Here is a 17,829-nt window from a genome sequence, read left to right on the forward strand (position 1 = left end):
CGGGAATCAGAACAGGAACCAGATCATGGCCACTGCGGCGGCAGTCATTAATAACAGGGTAAGTCCGCCCAGTGTGTTGGATAACTTCGAATTGGTATATTCTTTCATGATCTTTTTGTTATTACCAATATGCATAATCATCACAATCATTACGGGTGCAGTAAGCCCATAGGCAATAGCAGTGTATAACAGCGCCTTTATGGGGCTTACGCCCAGGAAGTCGAGCGACAGCCCTACTACCAGCGAAATGATGATAGAAACATAAAACGGTTTGGCCTGGGAGAATTTTTTATCCAGGCCGGCCTGCCAGCCCAATGTTTCCGCGAGCATATACGATTGCGAACCTGCCAGTACGGGGATAGCCAGCAGTCCTGTGCCCAATACCCCTGTGGCAAAAATGAGATAGGTAAGTTTACCTGCCAGCGGTTCCAGCGCTTTAGCGGCCTGGTCTACCGTATCTATTTCCCGTACACCGGCGGGAAACAGCACGCTGCCCGCAGTGAGGATAATAAAGAACATGACCATGTTGGAAAACAACATCCCGGTGTTCACATCGGTTTTCATTTCACTCAATACTCTCTTATCCACTACAATGCCTTTGCCGTTGTGTGCCTGGTCTTCCGCCTCCATAGTGGTTTGCCAGAAAAAGAGATAAGGGGAGATGGTGGTGCCGAGTATAGCCACGATGATAGAAAAGAAATCCTTGTTATATTGGATGGTGGGGATAAACGTATGTTTGGCGATATCCCCCCAGTTCTGCTTTATCATGAAAGGCACAATAATGTACAGGAGCAGCGACAGGCAAAGCCATTTCAGGATCATTGCAATTTTTTCATAGGAGAACTGTATGATCACGAACATCATTACTGCCGTAATGGCTACGCAAAAAACCGGCACCGGTACCGAAGGAAAAATCATATTGCATACGGCTCCCATGCCCTGGATATCGGCGCCTATATTCAGTGTAATGGCAGGAAAGCTGAACAGCAGCATAATGTATAACACCGGTCTGGGATAGTGCTGTTTAAGCGTAACCGTTAAGCCCTGGCAGGTAACCAGCCCGATTCGGGCGCACATTCCCTGGATAGCTGCCATCAGCGGGAAGGTGAGTAAGGAAGTCCATAAAGTAAGCAGCCCGAATTGTGCGCCAGCCTGCGAGTAGGTAGCAATGCCGGATGGATCATCGTCGCTGGCGCCGGTAATGAGCCCGGGGCCCAGCTTTTTAAAAAATGATGCCAGCTTGTTGGGAGTAGCCTTTTTGTCCATACAGCAAGTTATGGATTTCAAAATAAACATCCCGCGTAATATTGTTTTTATGCGAAAAACAGTATACTTTTATGCCGCTAATGAGAATCATCCAGTTTGTTTGCAGCTTTTACCCGCTGTAACTGAACATGGACCCTATAACCAAAATTTGAACATGCTGTACTGATTGTTTTTACTGGTTAATTTGCTGTAGATATCCATGGTGGTGGCGTTGCCAGCTACGACCAGGTTTCTTTTATTAAATCATTTACATAACAGATCAATGCACCGGCTCCTGTAAGGATCCGGGAAATATGTCTGTTGAGCAACAAAATCATCTTTAAACCAAAATCTGAATAATATGAATAAGGTGGGCGCCCATGCTGCATACCCGATGAATCAATAAACCAAAATCTGACACAAGGCAGCCTGCCACAACATTTCTTATATATCTAAACCAAATTGAAACCGTATGAAAAAAGGTTTACTACTATGGCTTTTACTAGCCATCGGTGTGGTGCATGCCTATGCCCAGACCCGAACGATTACAGGTAAGGTAACAGATGCCTCCGATGGCCAGGACCTGCCAGGCGTATCTGTAATTATCAAAGGCACCAAAACAGGTGTGGTATCAGGTCCCGACGGTAAATTTTCTATCCAGGCAGATGCCAATGCCATTTTACAATTTTCTTTCGTGGGCTATGAAACAAGAGAAGAAAAAGCAGGTAACCGTCAGAACATCCAGGTTGCTTTAAACAGCAGCAATAAAGTACTGAGCGAAATACTGGTAACCGGTTATGGAGAACTGAAAAGAAAAGACGTTACCTCTTCTGTGAGCCATGTATCAGCCGGAATCGTAAACAACCGCCCTGCCACCAGCTTTGACCAGGCCCTTACCGGTCGCGCTGCCGGTGTGAACATCAGCACCAACTCCGGTGTACTGGGCGATAATGTGAACATCCGCATCAGGGGTATCAACTCTATTACCAACAGCTCACAGCCACTGGTAATAGTAGATGGTATACCGGTGAACTCCGTTACCAACCTGAACGTTTTCAACAGTGGTAACGGTACCCGTTACAACCCGCTGGCAGATATCAACCCGAACGACATCGAATCTGTAGACGTACTGAAAGATGCCGCTGCCAGCGCCCTGTATGGTTCCCGCGCTGCTGCCGGCGTAATAATCATTACCACCAAAAGAGGTAAGAACGGTACCATTAACGTAAACTACAATGCGTATGTAGGCGCCAGCACCGCCGTACGGTTGCCTAAACTGCTGAACGGCGACGACTTCACCACTATCCAGAATGAGAAAGCAAAGAATGCCACCAAAACAGGCGGCACCCCGGCCATCCTGGCTAAAGACATCGACGTGAACGGCGATGGCAAACCGGATCGCACCAACTGGCTGGATGAAGTATTCCGCACCGGCATTATCCATAATCACCAGTTATCACTTACAGGCGGCACAGAGAAAGCAAAATTCTATGCTTCCGGTGAATACGCTGATCAGCAGGGTATGGTGCTCGTTAACCGACTGCGCAGGGGAAGCATCCGCATGAACCTGGATGTTACACCTAAAAAATGGCTGAAATCCGGTATCTCTGTATACAGCTCCAAATCACTGAACAATGGCGTACTGTCCGACGGATACCTTGCCGGATCTACCTTCTCTGCATACAACGCAATGCCGAACGTACCGGTATACGACAAGAATGGTAATCTCTATATCAAGTCCAGCAACGGTGACCTTGCAGATGGTAACAACATCACCACCAGTAAACTGAACCGCTTTTTCCATCCATTGTCAAACCTGCAGCTTGGAAGAAACGACAATACTTCCACCCGTGTACTTTCCAATGCTTACGTGGAAATTGAGCCTATTGCCGGTTTAAAAATCACTTCCCGTTTTGGCGTTGACTTGCTCCAGAACTTCGAAGACCAGTACAGCGGCCCATTACAGGCAGGTTTGGGTTTAGGCAACAATGGCCTGGTACAGGAAAACCTTTTCAGGCAGAACCTGTGGAACTGGTCTAACTTCGCCACCTATACGAAAGCGATCAACAACCTGCACTTCATCAGTGCCACCATAGGCCAGGAATCACAACATTCCGAACAGAAACAATTATACACCGGCCAGGGTAACCTGGCAGACTCTTATTTCAAAGAGATCTATGATGGTTTATTTGCCGGTTCTGACAATAGCTACACCGGTGGCGGCAGGACTGCCAACTCCTTTGAATCCTTCTTCGGCAAGGTAGGTTATAACTACGGATCAAAATACTATTTTGATGCGACCCTGAGAGCGGATGCTTATTCCGACTTTGGTTCCAACAACCGCCGTGGTTACTTCCCAGGCGTATCCGTAGGATGGAGGGTTTCAGAAGAAGGTTTCTTCAAAGACAATGTTTCCGTGATCAGCGACCTGAAACTCCGTGCCAGCTATGGTATGGTGGGTAACTCCAATATACGCGCCTATGCTTTCCGTTCCCTCTACGGAGGCGGACAATATGGCGATGTTAACGGATTTGGCGTTGCACAGATCGGCGACCCCAACCTGCAATGGGAAAAATCAAAGAAACTGGATATAGGCGTTGACGTTACCCTGCTGAGAAACAGGATCACTTTTGTGGCAGACTACTTCCACAGCAACATCGACCACCTGATCCTTGATGCGCCTATCCTGGCTACCGTGGGCACTCCCTGGGATCCGTCCGGTACTGTTGGTTCTATCCTCACTACCAACATTGGTAGCATGTGGAATAAAGGGCTGGAATTAACCGTTAACACCCAGAACATCGCTACGAAAGATTTCAGCTGGAATTCCAGCATCAACTTCACCTTTATCAAAAACAGGGTGACTGCCACTGCAGATGGATCTGATATCATCAAAGTAAATAACAGGGTGAGCGTAGGCAAAACCATGGGCGTTTTCAAGCTCATTGAATGGGGCGGCGTAAACCCGGACAATGGTAATCCAATGTTCTACAACGCCAAAGGCGAACTGGTGATGTATAACCTGGATCCTAATGTGCCTACCGCCAGGAAATGGACTTCTCCTGACGGCACTAAACAAATGGCTGCCGTTACCGCCTCCGACGCACAATACGCAGACAAATCCGGCTACCCCACCTGGTACGGTGGTTTCAATAACACCTTCAGCTATAAAGGTATTGACCTGAGCATCCTGCTGCAATACAGTGGTGGCAACTATGTATACAACGCTACCCGTGCAGCCCTGATGAGCAACTATTTCCAGAACAACCTGGAAGAAATCAAAAACAGGTGGACTCCTGAAAACAAAAACACCGATGTCCCTAAACTGGTACTCGCCGATGCGCCAACCAACCAGGCGTCTACCCGCTGGCTGGAAAAAGGCGATTTCCTGAGAGCGCGTGAAATCAGCCTCGGTTATACCTTTCCCGGTATCAAAGAAAAAATCGGTCTGAACAGTCTCCGCTTATATGCCCTCGTACAGAACGCCTTTATCATCACCAAATATAAAGGCGCTGATCCTGAAATCAATACCAACCGTGAAAGCAATATCAACTACGGTACTGATAACAGGGGTATGCCATTACCAAGAATATACATGGTGGGCTTAAATGTTGGATTCTAATTGTTAGCGATTTAAAAACCTGAATTATGGAATTAAAATATAAACCGAACCTCCGGAAAAAAACAAACATCAGCCTGGTCGTTGGCGCAGTGGCAATGGCTTCCTCGATGTTGTTTTCCTGCTCCAAAGTAAATGACCAGATCCCTTTCTCTAAACTAACGCCGGAAGAAGCATTCAGTACCCCTGAAAGGATTGAGAAATCCGCTATCGGGATGTACGACGCCCTGCAAAACAAGGAGTTCCTGGGTGGCCGCGTACTTATTTATTCTGATGTAAGATCTGTTGACGTAAACATTGCCTCCTACTTTGGTAATGTGCCTACCTTCAACATGCTCTCCAATAACGTGTATGCGTTCAACTGCTGGTCTGGCGGATACCGGACTATTTTTGAGGCGAACTATTTTTCACAGAATCTGAAAGATCATGAAAGCGTAGTGGGCGCACAGGTAGCTGCCGGTTATTATGCAGAAGCTAAATTTATCCGGGCGCTTACTTATTTCTTCCTGGTAAATACTTACGCACAGACCTATACTTTCCAGGCAGATGCAGGTCATTTGGGTGTTCCCCTGATCCTTACTGCAGCGAAAGATGGTGGGGAAGCCCTGGATCCCAAGAATAAAGTTCCCCGCAATACTGTGAAGCAGGTGTATGACCAGATGATCAAAGACCTGACCGAAGCAGCTGCCGCACTGCCTGTTAGTACCGGTGACGATTATAACGATCGTGCCAGAGCCACCAAAGGCGCTGCGCATGCGCTCCTGTCACGCATTTACCTGTATGAAGGCAACTGGGCCAAAGCCCGCGACTACGCGGATAGCGTACTTCTGTCGTCTTACGGATACGACCTGGATGCCACTCCTGCAGATGTATGGTCTTCCGGCAACTATCAGAGCTCCATGGAACGTATCTTCTCTGTAGCCATGAGCTCCGGCGATAACCCTAATACCAACAATGCCATTGGTCAGCACTATGGCAGTTCCGGTCGTGGTGATATCACTATCAGCCAGGACTACCTGAAGCTCCCTAATTTTGACCGCTTCACCGATCTGCGTGCCAAACCACTATTCACCTATGCGATCAGCAACGGCGACACCACTGCTTTCTATACAAAGAAATTCTTTGGCGCCAGCACCGTAGATGCCTGGGTACCTGTAGTACGCCTGGCAGAAGTGATGCTTACCAAAGCAGAAGCATTGGCCCGGCTGAGCCCAGCTGTTGCTGATCCGGAGGCCATCATCCTCCTGAACAAGATCAGAACAAGAGCTAAAGCCAAAGTACTGGCTCCTCTTACACAGGCAGCACTGATCAACGACATCCTCACAGAGCGCAGAATAGAACTGGCTTTCGAAGGACATGGCGAATTTGACTTCCTGAGAACGCACCGTGCCATTCCTGCTCACGGTGGCGTAGATGCACAGGAATGGAATGATGATGCTGTGGTGTTCCCGCTGCCTAATGCAGAAGTGGAACGGAATCCGAATATGAAACAGAACCCGGGGTATTAAGGGTTTTGTTATTGTTATAAGGAAGGGGCTGACTGGGAGGTTGGCCCCTTTTTTTTTGTGGGGGTGTTTTGTTATGGGTTAGTACACCTAAAATCACTATTGATATTATACTTTATTGTCATGTTCAGGCGCCGATATAATTCGTAAATAATACCCAACTTCTTCATTTAATGACAAGGATGACTTTGACTTTCTCAGGTAGAGGCAATCTATTCCTTAAATAACGTTTCAATATGACATCCAGTTCTGTAATATAGAAAAATTCCCTTCAGCCTGAGAAGTAACTATGTGTAATCTTCGACATGTCCACAATTCCTCAATTTCAAGAACATAGAATCATTGCATCTTTTTCAACTTTATTTAATATTTAATCCTCTTCCTGATGTTTCAATATCATCATCTTTTTCAAGCTCGTAGCTATTCGACTGCTCCTCCCACGGAATTGACTGTGTCATCCATCTGGGGGGGCACTTCTCCATTAAGTAATGATCAAAAAACTGCTTCATACGCACGCTAAAATCTCTGGCATTCTCTCCGTTAAGAGTGTGATTTCCCTCATATTCCAGTAACCAGACCTTTTTACCCAATCTGCGAAGGGCTAAAAAAAGCTCAAAAGCGTTTGTAAAGGAACAAAGTCCGTCTCTATTTGTATGCATCATTAACAAGGGAGTGGTCACCTTATTTGCATTCAAAACCGTAGAATTCTTAATATAAATCTCTGGTTTTTCCCATAAAGAGGCTCCAACTCTTAGTTGACCCTTTTCATAGATTTCATGAGCGCTAGTTCCATCTCCCATTAGGCTACCATAACCGCTAATCCAATCCGACAACCCAGATGCTGAGCAAGCCGCTGCGAAAAGACTAGTGTGCGTTATAAGATAATTCGTCTGAATAGCCCCCCAACTACTACCCTGAACACCAATCTTCCCATTATTAACGTAAGGTAAACTAGTCAGGTAATTAACTGCAGATACAATCGCATCATAAGTACCCTCCATCGGATCGCCTTTCTCATAATAAATGTCAGGACAAAATACAAGATATCCATTACTTACATAATAAGGAATATTGATAGAGTTACCACCCGAAAGTGCATCAGGGCGTAGATAAGCATTCAATCTCGCAGACATCCGTTCATAAAAATAGAAAATAACTGGATACTTCTTCAGTGAATCAAAATTCTCTGGCTTGTAAAGAATACCCTGCAGATTTCGTCCCTTTAAAGACTTCCAAGAATGCAACTCTGTAAAATACCAATTAAAACTTTTGTGAGGAACCATTTGGGTAACCTGTTGAAATGATTTAAAATCACTGGTAATAAAGTAATTAGGCGCTTCGGTTGAACTCATACGCCGCAATATATATATATCCGCCTCTTCTGCCTTAATAGGTGAAAAATTTAAGTACGAAGGTATTTCAGGATTCTCCGAAACACAATACAAATAGGGGCCCATAGTCAATAATTCCGGATCCTTAACTTTCCCAACTATTAGCTTATAAAATCCGTTGTCCTTACTCTCTAGATCAAAGGCTGATAAAATAAGTGTCTCCCCTATCTCTAAATATCGATAACTATAACTCTCTAGGGCTAGAAAAAATTTCAAGTGATGAATACTACCGTATCCATTTGTCAATCTAATTGGTGGATGAATTCCTCTCGGATCGATTTGCCATATATCATCCTGACTATATACTAAAAAAGCAACATCATTCTTTAACCAAGCGCAAATACTCTTATAGCCATATGCGCCACTGTCTACATTCCTCTCCCAAGAGACCTTAACATCTCTAGTAATATTGATCAGTTTCCCAATTGAAATATCATATGAAAAATAGTCTTTTTGTACTTTATCATAATAGATCACATACTTCCCTCCCAATGATACTGTTATAAATGAGGCATTATTTGCAAAAGCTAATTCCTTCCTTTCACCGGTGTAAGTATACAACAGTTCCCAAAGATTCATCTCATTGTTTCTTTCATCAAATATTCCATTTTCTCGATGAGAAACCAAACAAACAGAATCTATCACTTTCTCATATCCAGGAAAATAAATGAGTTCTCCCGGCTTCCCTAATAAATGCAATCTTCGATCAGAAAGCGAAATAGAAGCTAGTTTACTACTAATCATTTGTTCTTCATCAGTCTCCGTTGGTAATTTGACCATCTCATAATTCCAAATATTCAATAATTTCTTATTTTTTAAAAGAAAACGGTCGTTATCTTTTTCTAAATCGACAAATAGATTCTTCCCATCTTTACTAAAGCTATGTAAACGACCTATAAAATGCTTACTAGGCATATCCCCTATTATCACTAAACCACAATATTTATACCTTTTATATAGATATAGCTCCCCTTTAATCATAAACGCCACCTGCTTTCCAACATCATCTACAACAAATACCTCAATGTCGCCTCCCCGAAAGATATTCGACATTTTCCAACTATTCAAATCTATCAAAAACAATACAGATATATTATCTTCTTCGTGACATTTAATGACCAAGGTTTCACCAATTCTGCTAAACTTAAATTGAACGACATTAAAAAAACACCTTTTCCGATTCGTCTTCAAATCGACTATCCAAAAACTATGCTTCTCGTCGTCAAGCCTATAAAGTAGAAGATTACCATGCAACCAAAATTCGCGAACATTTGGAATATATGACGGTGAAAAATTCGTCAAATTAAATACGCATAAGCTATCCTGAGAAATCAACCAAACAAGATTACGACTATCCGCCGAAAACCATGGCTTATTCAAACATAAAAAATCTCCATACAAGCTACCTCCTCTATCTCTAACAGATAATGTTTTCCTTTTCGTAATGGATTGCTCAGTAATAAAATATAAGTATTTACCATTTCTACTTATTTCAATTTGCGAAGGCAATTGCCATTCATCAAATGATTCCATAGATAAAGGCTTCTTCCCCAATTCGCAAAGCTGAGCCGACGAAATGAAAATGGGAAACGAGAATAAAAAAATTAAGCATAAGATATTGGCAGATTTGATTATAAATTGCCTAACCTTTCGTAAATCGAGGACAATATATCTATTTGCTAAGTGCATTATTTCCCCTTAATATAATAAATGAAACTCACCATAAAAAAACGCTGCAAGACGTTTATTTTTACATCTTCGATAAAGTTTGATCCTATATTCCTATTAATACTTAAATTACTTTTTAGAATATCAAATGCAGACAGTCTAATTGCTCCGTTATGATTGGAAAACAATTGCTTTGAAATATTCGCATTTAGCATTGGCAAGCTGGAATTAAAATCGCCCCCCCTCCCTCCATATATGGAATAGCCAAAGCCTACTCCAGCAGATAACCCTAGAGGCATTTTGGCATTAAAATCTAATGTAAAACTATAAGTAAAATAACCTCTAATATTATTGTCTTGATCGGAATAACGAACCTTATAATAACTTATCCCTGTACCAGTCATGATACTTAATAAGTCCTTATAAGAATAGATATATGACAAAGACTGAGAGAACGATATGCTTTGACCGTACCCTTCAAATCCATTTGCGATACTCATATTCCTCGCAAAATTAACTGCCGAACTCGCATTAATGGTAGATCTTTGTTTCTTAAGTGGAAAATTGCTTTCTATATTAATACCTATGCTGTAGGAACCAGTTATGTTTACTGGCTGTATGACCTGACGCTTTAATGAATCAATCCATATACCATTAATAATCTGATTCTTAAAAAAACTGCCATTTGCTGACACAGAAAAATATTTCATGGTAACACTATTAAGTGCGTTATATGACAAAGAGTATGTATTAACCTTCCCAATATTAATATTTGGATTCCCATACTTAATAACAAGCGGGTTACTATAATCAGGCACAGGCCTCATTTGTTCCACTGTAGGTAAAACAGAACTCGCTGCAAATGAAAACCTGACCCGTCTACCATTATTAAAGTTATAGCCTAAGTAACTCGTCGGCAAAAAAACCCAGTTTAAAAGCTTAACATCACCCTTTATATTTGAATAGCATGTATTATAACTGATTCGAGACGCATTTAGCGAAACTCCATACTCAAATTTTTCACCAGCTGAACTAATACCAATTCGAAAAATATTACTAACAAATGTGCTACTAAAACCGGCACTTAAGCTATCAATAGGCCTATCATATTTGTTATCTAGGTAATTAAAATCTGTTGTGGTGAAATCGTAATGATTATAACTTCTCACAAGACCGTAGGATGAGACTAAACTCACTTTAGGAAGGATCTTTATTGAATGCGTAATTGCTAATTGGAGAGTTTTCGGCTTGTTAAATACTGCTCCTAAGGTATTCAAGGTGTCCCAATAGCGACCTTGGTTAGTTAAAAATGAGGTATTAGAAAGATTGTAATTCCGCTCTCGGCTAATATAATTTGTATAGCTTAACATTACTCCTAATCTATGCCCATCGCTGTTAAACTGTCTTTCAATAAAAACACTATTTGAAAAACTACTACCATTTCGAGAAGCTCTATTAGTCAGCCATCCAGTATCTAACATTTGGCTTCTATCTCCATAAGATACATGATAATTTGTCATTAAATTACTCGCCTTAGACAAGCCAAAATTGTTTACAATACTTAGTGTCCAATTTGAATCAAGTTTAATATCCCATTTTGTGTTCAAGTTATATATCTTCGTTTCGCTCAATTGCTTATATCTCTGATTATAATAATAATTTGTATCATCAATATAACTTTTCTGGAAACTTGTCTTGGATTCATCTACGTTTAGATCCTGTATAATATAACTAGCATTGAAACCAACTTTATCGTTAATACTTCGGGAGTAGTTTAAACTATGTGTCAATTTTCTTGAAATTCCGGCATTTCCTTCTAGCCCCTCTAAATATCCGTTAACATTATCACCACTCGTAAAAATTGCGATTTGGTCTACATCTCTAAAACGGTTAATATTGGCCTTCATAGCAAATCTATCTCCAATTGCGAATCCGCCCATTATCTCCCCATCCCAAGCATTTTGCCTATCTTTTTTAATAGTTATATTAATGACCTTCTCGGTTGGACTATTTTCACCGGAGAAGATATCTCCTCCCTTTGCCTTTCTATTAATCAATTGTACTTTGTCTACCATATCCACATGGAGATTCCGTAATGCGACCTTAGGATCATTTATAAAGAAAGATTTCCCATCAACCATAATAGATTTCACGATCTCTCCATTTATACGAATAGTCCCGTCCTGAGCTATTTGTATACCAGGTATTCTTCTTAATAAATCACCAAGCACAGAATGCTCTCTCATGTGATAATAACTCGATCTAAACTCCATGGTATCCCTTGTTATCCGCACTGCCGCTTCACTTCCCACTACACTAATTCCAACAAGCTTTACGTCTGACCGAAGCATGGAAATATCACCAATATAATTAACACCGCGCGAAAGCTTCATCCTAACAGGAAAAACAACTGGCTTATAACCTATATACGTTACATTCAAGTAATAGAAATCCTCCGACAATTCATTCAATAAAAACTCGCCATTCTTATCAGTAATGCCAACCACAGCTCTTGAAGAATCCTTTGCAAATAAACAAGTTACTGTGGCTCCAACTAAACTCTCCTTACTTTCACCATCATAAATACGTCCTTTTATAGCAACTTCAATACTTTGAGCCAACAATTGAAGATTACAGAAGGTAACAACAAACAAAATCAACCATCTTTTCATAAAATAAAATTCCCGGCAGCCCCAATTTCAGACATTTAGTTGCAACAGTAATGCAGTCGTCTATAAATACAACCAGTAGTTAATAAAACACTGTATGGAAATTGCAGTATGGGAAATTAACTTTGATACAATCATGAATAAACCCTCAAACCATAAGACATGTTAGAAAATTTAGTCCCGAAGCACTTAAAACCAATTTTCAAACCGTAATCCGACATCGATAATGTTATATGAAAGAGATACCGGATTGCTTTCAGCTTAATGCTTTTCTTAAATCTAATTAAAAAACTGTTGGTACTGACTGATTCAAACAATCCGTCAACAAAAGTATTGCCCGCAACGTAGATGATGTAATCATAAGATAGGAGCTAGTGACAAATGATCCCAGACACATCAAGTTTCCCAACTTGAACAATAAATTTTGTACAAAACGAGAGAATTATCTTATTGAAAAAAATACCCTTTCAAAATCCAACTGTAAAAATATCAATATCATAAAAATGGTTAACACTCAATTTCAATAATAAAATTGCTCTATGAACACTTAAGTACACAACTACGAGGAAAATAAATTAGATTTTAATACCTAAAAAAATCGCCAATACAGTGATAGAGTTCATCTTCAAAAAAGAAAGCAATAAATGGTATGCCATTTTCGCAATTATTGGGTCAATATTACAATTAACTATATTCAAGTATCTATATCCATTTGCCAGTTTTATAAACGGTGATTCTTATTCTTATTTGGAAACTGCATATCACAATTTACCAATAAATACTTACCCAATTGGCTACTCTATGTTCCTAAGGTTCTTTAGTATATTTACAAAATCTGATACAATACTGGTCGCATTTCAGTACTTTCTTGTGCAATTAAGTCTGCAAGCATTCATATTCACATTATTTCATTACTACAAGCCATCCCCAATAACCAAAATATCCCTATTTACATTCACTCTCTTCAACCCAGCAATCCTGTATCTATCCAACTATATATCAAGTGATGCTTTTTTCCTCGCCTTAAGCATAATCTGGTTTACTCAATTATTTTGGATCATCAATGCTCCATCCAAACGTTTGATATTCATAAATGCTATTATACTTTTCGTCGCATTCACAGTTAGATATAATGCCCTATTCTACCCAATAATTGCTATCATAGCAATATTTCAAGGAAAACAAAAAACTGGGCTCAAGATTGGAGGACTTTCATTAAGCTTTTTACTAATTGGCGCTTTCATTCTTTATAATATTGATCAATACAACAAACTAACTGGTCATAGACAATTCACCCCCTTTACGGGTTGGCAGACAGCAAATAATGCCCTCTATGCTTACCGATTTGTAGATAGCGCTCATTTAAAAAAAGTTCCGGTGCGCTTCTTTCAGTTAGACAAAATGGTCAGGAACTATTTTGATTCTACAAAAGATTATAAAAAACACCCACAAGAAACTTTAATTGCAAGCACCGTATATATGTGGGCTCCCAATTCCCCACTTAATCTATATATGGAAAGGCAGTTCAAAAAAGACTCTGGAACAAATGCACTAAAAAAATGGGCAACAGTAGCTCCATTCCTTTCGGAGTATGGATCCGTAATTATTAGATACTATCCGAAAGAATACTTAAAATACTATATAATACCTAATATAATTAAGTACTACGCCCCACCAATAGAATTCTTATCGCAATACAGCACAGGTGTGGACAGTGTTTCGCCGATCGCTAGTGTTTGGTTCAACTACAAAACTAATAAGCTTAAAACGAGAGTTAAGGATTATAAAGTAGAAATATTGAACTTTTACCCCATACTTACAGGAACAATGAATATTGTTCTGCTCTTTTGCTTGCTCAGTTTCTTTTTATTGAAGGGTGTAGTAAAATCACCAAGGTTAAAGCATGGAATGCTTTTAGTAATCGCACTTTGGATTGTAAATTTCGGATTTAGTGTTATTGCAGCGCCAATAGCATTAAGGTTTCAACTCTTCCCAATACTAGTCTCATTCTCATTTACCTTTTTCCTATTAGAATTCCTAATAAAATCAGCTTTTGAATCTGAAAGCATCAACAATGGAGCGCCTGAAGAGATAAATCGAATAAAAAACGACAGTGTAATTGTATAGCACTGCATATTGATATATTGCGCTTATGTCAAACAAAAATTATAATCATGAAAGTAAAGGAAAGTATTATATTATTCGTAATAATTTTTAGTGGAGTAATTCTTTATACAAGCTTAAGTAGCATATTCAATCTGTCGGGTTCTAAAAATACGAAGGTAGTAACCTTTTCCTCACCGGAGAAAACGGGCAAAGAAGGTTTACTTATGCCTTCCTTTACTTTATTGCTATCTGATAGCGTCACTTATATAAATACAAAAGACATTCCCAAAGGAAGGCCAATAGTTCTCTTTTATTTTAGTCCATACTGCCCATTTTGTCAGGCAGAAATTAAAGAAATAACAAAAAATATAGATAAGCTAAAAGACATTCAGTTCTATGTACTAACACCATATCCGTATAACGAAATGATGACATTCTATAATGGATTTAATTTAAAATCATACTCCAATATTAAAGCCGCTATAGATATAAACTCGTTCTTCGGCTCATACTTCAATACCGTTCAGATACCATATTTAGCCATCTACGGAAAAGAAAAAAAACTAAATGGGGCATTTATAGGCGGGATAAGTTCTGAACAAATATATGCATATGCGAAAAAATGAAAACGTTGCGCAATAAGGCTATTCTATCTTGCAAGTCGGATTAGCCAAAATGGAGAAGCCGAAAACCATTATAAACGAGTAGGCATATTTCAACAAACTAAGTTTAGCTTTTTGATCCTAAAAAGCATCTATCATTATGAAACAAGCAAAAATCGCATTAACAGCAGTAGCCGTTCTGGCAGTAGTAGGTGGTGCATTGGCATTCAAAGCCCAAAGAGGACAAAGTGTTGTTGTCTATACAGCAACCGAAATCGGAGTACCTAAGACTACTTATTGTAGTATTGCAGCTACAGTAAATAATGCTACAACCGAAAACCTCGGTGCTTCATTTACTACGAAAGCTAGACTGACACCAGCTCCTGTTACTTTAACTGGAGCATGTCCTACTCTGACATTGTACTCATTCCAGTAATTATTAAATTACATTGTTAAGGCTCGATGAATTAGTGACAATACACTTTAAGGTAACAGCCTTAACAGAAATAATAAGGACTATCAAATTGATAGTCCTTATTAGCAATTTTTTACTAAAAATGATACCTGTATTAAATTTATTTCAAACATATCAATTTATTATTATGAAAAAAGCGAAAATACTGTTAACAGTACTAGTTATACTAACTGTTACTTGTAGCTCTTTAGCTTATAAAACAAGAGGTTTCGAAACCATTTTCTATATGCAATCAATATCTGGCATTAATACATATTGCACCGTTCCAACAATCATAAATTCCATCATAACAGATATTGGTCGCTCTACTCGCCTCTCAACAGCGCCAGTCTATACTGCGTGTCCAACTATTCAAATAACATATTTTCTATAAGAAATAGATAAGCCAAAAGCTTCCTTTACACAGAAAATTATCACAACCTAAATAATCAAAAGGAAGCTTTTAGCCACACAAAACCTATTGCAAAAACATACACCAAATTGTAATCTTCAACAAGACATATAGCATATTTACCTTGTAAATAGGCAAGTTTACAAACTGTGTCCTCTAATACGATCCTCCAATCAAATACATCCTTGCATTCTTCAACACCGTCCTTTACTCAGTTGAAACAGTATGTTTCATCCACTGAGGTATAGGTCCGTCCTTCAAATAATAATCAAAAAATTGTGCCATGCGAATATCAAAATCAATTGCAGACAACCCGTGTAAAGAATGTTGCTCTCCAATATACTCAAGTAACCAAACCTTTTTCCTTAGCCGACGCAAGGCCGTAAAAAATTCTAGCGCTTGTGAAAAAGGGCATATCCCATCTTCGGTAGTGTGCATCATCAATAAAGGAGTAGTTACACAATTAGCTTTAAAAATCGCTGAGTTCTTAATATACATATCGAGTTTATCCCAAGGGGTTCCTCCCATTCGATTTTGCCCGCCGCTCTCAAAATTCCCCTGCAGACTATATCCAGTATTGGAAATTGTTCCGTAAGCGCTAATAAAATCAGTTAAACCGGAAGCAGCACAGGCTGCAGCAAAAATACTTGTGTTGGTAATTAAATAGTATGTTTGAACGCCTCCAAAACTAAACCCTTGAATGCCAATTTTCTTAGAATTTACGAAAGATAGTTTGGACAAAAATGCGGTTGCGGATACAACTGAATTATAAGAACCCTGCAGGGGGTCGCCAACCATAAAGTTGACATCCGGAGTAAACACTAAGTAACCATTACTTACGTATGTTGGAATATTAATCGCATCAGACGAATAACTGGGAACTAGACAAACATTGAGATTATATGAAGGCTTTTCATAACAATTAAGAATAAGAGGATACTTCTTGGTCGAATCGAAGTTTTCTGGTTTATATAAAACACCTTGAAGTTGCACTCCTTCGGCCGTCCTCCAAGAGTATAACTCCGATGTATACCAATTATAAGATTTCTCAGGATACTGGTTACTCAATGGCGTAAATATCTTGAAATCCGTTGTAAAAAAATAATTGAGTGATTCTGTCGCTGTCATTCGACTTACAATGTACTTCTTATTATTCTTAGCTTTAACGGGGAACTGTCCTCTATAATATACATTGCCGTTTCGTGGCATATGGAAAACATAGGAGCCAAATGTCAAAACATCCGGATTTCCAATTTCATTTAGTTTCTTTGAGAAAAACCCATTCGCCTTAGAATATACTCCAGTTCCATTAATAATTACTCTTTCATCAGCTCGAATCCCCCTATTATTATATTCCGACAACCCTAAATGAAAAATAATATTGTGTTTACGGCCGTAGCCGTTAGTTACATTTACCGCCGGCTTAATGCCCTTTGGATCTAACAACCAAATATCATACTTATCATATACTAATACCCCCTCATCATTTCTCAGCCATCCGGCTATTTCACGAGTAGTTGAATCCTTGTCCCTAGTGTAAAGATTCAACCAACTCGTCTCCAAACCGGCAGTAATATTTCTACACTCCTTCGAAGAAATTTCATAGCTATAGTAATTGGATTTATCAGTAAAGATTACAAATTTTTCGTTCGGAGAGAGTTTTCCTTGATAACTCCCAAATTGGCTAAATGAAACTCTAGTTCCATCTTTCGCGGAAATCAAATAATATTTAAACTTTGCAGCAGAATTCCAACTATTTTCCCTCATATCAGAACCAGGATCGATATGCCAAACTATAGCCTTGTCAAGTTTCAAATCGTCCAAAATAATATCTCCCTCCTCAGTTAATCTTGACCAAACCTTACTTTTAACATCAATAACATTCAGATATAAATAAGGTTCTCTCTCTTCATTCCTTTTCGTTGACTGCAATTCTTTATCAATATAACTCCAAATACGAACCACTTTTCTACTTGCAGATCTCACATAACTTCCCTCCCCCTTCTTCATTGTATGAAATAGTAACTTACTCCCGTCATAATTAAAACGTACCAGATCAACTAGTGTCATCCCAGGTCCAGTTCTATCCGCCAAATCATCGAATAAGCTTATACATTTATGATCTCGAAGAGTATATTTAAAACATGTATTCCTAATA

9 protein-coding genes are annotated in these 17,829 nt (G+C 39.6%); 5 read left to right on the forward strand and 4 right to left on the reverse strand.

All coding sequences use genetic code 11. The features are described from left to right. Positions 1 to 6 precede the first annotated feature (6 nt). Entirely contained in the window at positions 7 to 1,266 is a 1,260-nt protein-coding gene (locus VIM72_RS16525) for a divalent metal cation transporter (RefSeq protein ID WP_332003934.1), read from the reverse strand. A 451-nt stretch (positions 1,267 to 1,717) separates the two neighbouring features. Between VIM72_RS16525 and VIM72_RS16530 the strand changes: the two genes are divergently transcribed. After that, positions 1,718 to 4,867, forward strand: a complete 3,150-nt coding sequence (locus VIM72_RS16530; RefSeq protein ID WP_332003935.1) for a TonB-dependent receptor — start codon at positions 1,718 to 1,720, stop codon at positions 4,865 to 4,867. Positions 4,868 to 4,893: 26 nt separating this feature from the next. Next, complete coding sequence (locus tag VIM72_RS16535; protein WP_332003936.1) at positions 4,894 to 6,372, forward strand: RagB/SusD family nutrient uptake outer membrane protein; 1,479 nt, start codon at positions 4,894 to 4,896, stop codon at positions 6,370 to 6,372. Positions 6,373 to 6,728: 356 nt separating this feature from the next. Here the strand turns inward: VIM72_RS16535 and VIM72_RS16540 are convergent, their stop codons facing one another. Both VIM72_RS16540 and VIM72_RS16545 read right to left on the reverse strand, forming a co-directional pair. Further along, positions 6,729 to 9,293, reverse strand: a complete 2,565-nt coding sequence (locus tag VIM72_RS16540; RefSeq protein ID WP_332003937.1) for an alpha/beta hydrolase family protein — start codon at positions 9,291 to 9,293, stop codon at positions 6,729 to 6,731. Between the two features lie 155 nt (positions 9,294 to 9,448). Beyond that, on the reverse strand, positions 9,449 to 12,100 hold the full coding sequence (locus tag VIM72_RS16545; RefSeq protein ID WP_332003938.1) for an outer membrane beta-barrel protein: 2,652 nt from the start codon (positions 12,098 to 12,100) through the stop codon (positions 9,449 to 9,451). A 606-nt stretch (positions 12,101 to 12,706) separates the two neighbouring features. On the opposite strand from VIM72_RS16545, the gene VIM72_RS16550 reads away from it, so the two are divergent. The 3 genes from VIM72_RS16550 to VIM72_RS16560 all read left to right on the forward strand — a co-directional run bounded on the left by VIM72_RS16550 (position 12,707) and on the right by VIM72_RS16560 (position 15,241). Continuing rightward, positions 12,707 to 14,224 (forward strand): hypothetical protein, encoded by a 1,518-nt coding sequence (locus VIM72_RS16550; protein WP_332003939.1) that lies wholly within the window; start codon positions 12,707 to 12,709, stop codon positions 14,222 to 14,224. A gap of 47 nt (positions 14,225 to 14,271) precedes the next feature. Then, positions 14,272 to 14,829, forward strand: a complete 558-nt coding sequence (locus VIM72_RS16555) for a TlpA family protein disulfide reductase (RefSeq protein ID WP_332003940.1) — start codon at positions 14,272 to 14,274, stop codon at positions 14,827 to 14,829. A 136-nt stretch (positions 14,830 to 14,965) separates the two neighbouring features. After that, positions 14,966 to 15,241 carry a hypothetical protein gene (locus VIM72_RS16560; RefSeq protein WP_332003941.1) on the forward strand — a complete coding sequence of 92 codons (276 nt, stop codon included), beginning with the start codon at positions 14,966 to 14,968 and terminating at the stop codon, positions 15,239 to 15,241. Between the two features lie 637 nt (positions 15,242 to 15,878). On the opposite strand, the gene VIM72_RS16565 is transcribed toward VIM72_RS16560, so the two are convergent. Continuing rightward, the coding region (locus VIM72_RS16565) for an alpha/beta hydrolase family protein (protein WP_332003942.1) at positions 15,879 to 17,829 on the reverse strand (1,951 nt) is incomplete at its 5' end.

Source organism: Chitinophaga sp. (assembly GCF_036569185.1).
Taxonomy (GTDB): domain Bacteria; phylum Bacteroidota; class Bacteroidia; order Chitinophagales; family Chitinophagaceae; genus Chitinophaga.

Coding starts and splice junctions, on each gene's coding strand:
- VIM72_RS16535 (WP_332003936.1), top strand. CDS start 4,894: ATGGAATTAAAATATAAACCGAACCTCCGGAAAAAAACAAACATCAGC.
- VIM72_RS16530 (WP_332003935.1), top strand. CDS start 1,718: ATGAAAAAAGGTTTACTACTATGGCTTTTACTAGCCATCGGTGTGGTG.
- VIM72_RS16555 (WP_332003940.1), top strand. CDS start 14,272: ATGAAAGTAAAGGAAAGTATTATATTATTCGTAATAATTTTTAGTGGA.
- VIM72_RS16540 (WP_332003937.1), bottom strand. CDS start 9,293: ATGGAATCATTTGATGAATGGCAATTGCCTTCGCAAATTGAAATAAGT.
- VIM72_RS16545 (WP_332003938.1), bottom strand. CDS start 12,100: ATGAAAAGATGGTTGATTTTGTTTGTTGTTACCTTCTGTAATCTTCAA.
- VIM72_RS16560 (WP_332003941.1), top strand. CDS start 14,966: ATGAAACAAGCAAAAATCGCATTAACAGCAGTAGCCGTTCTGGCAGTA.
- VIM72_RS16525 (WP_332003934.1), bottom strand. CDS start 1,266: ATGGACAAAAAGGCTACTCCCAACAAGCTGGCATCATTTTTTAAAAAG.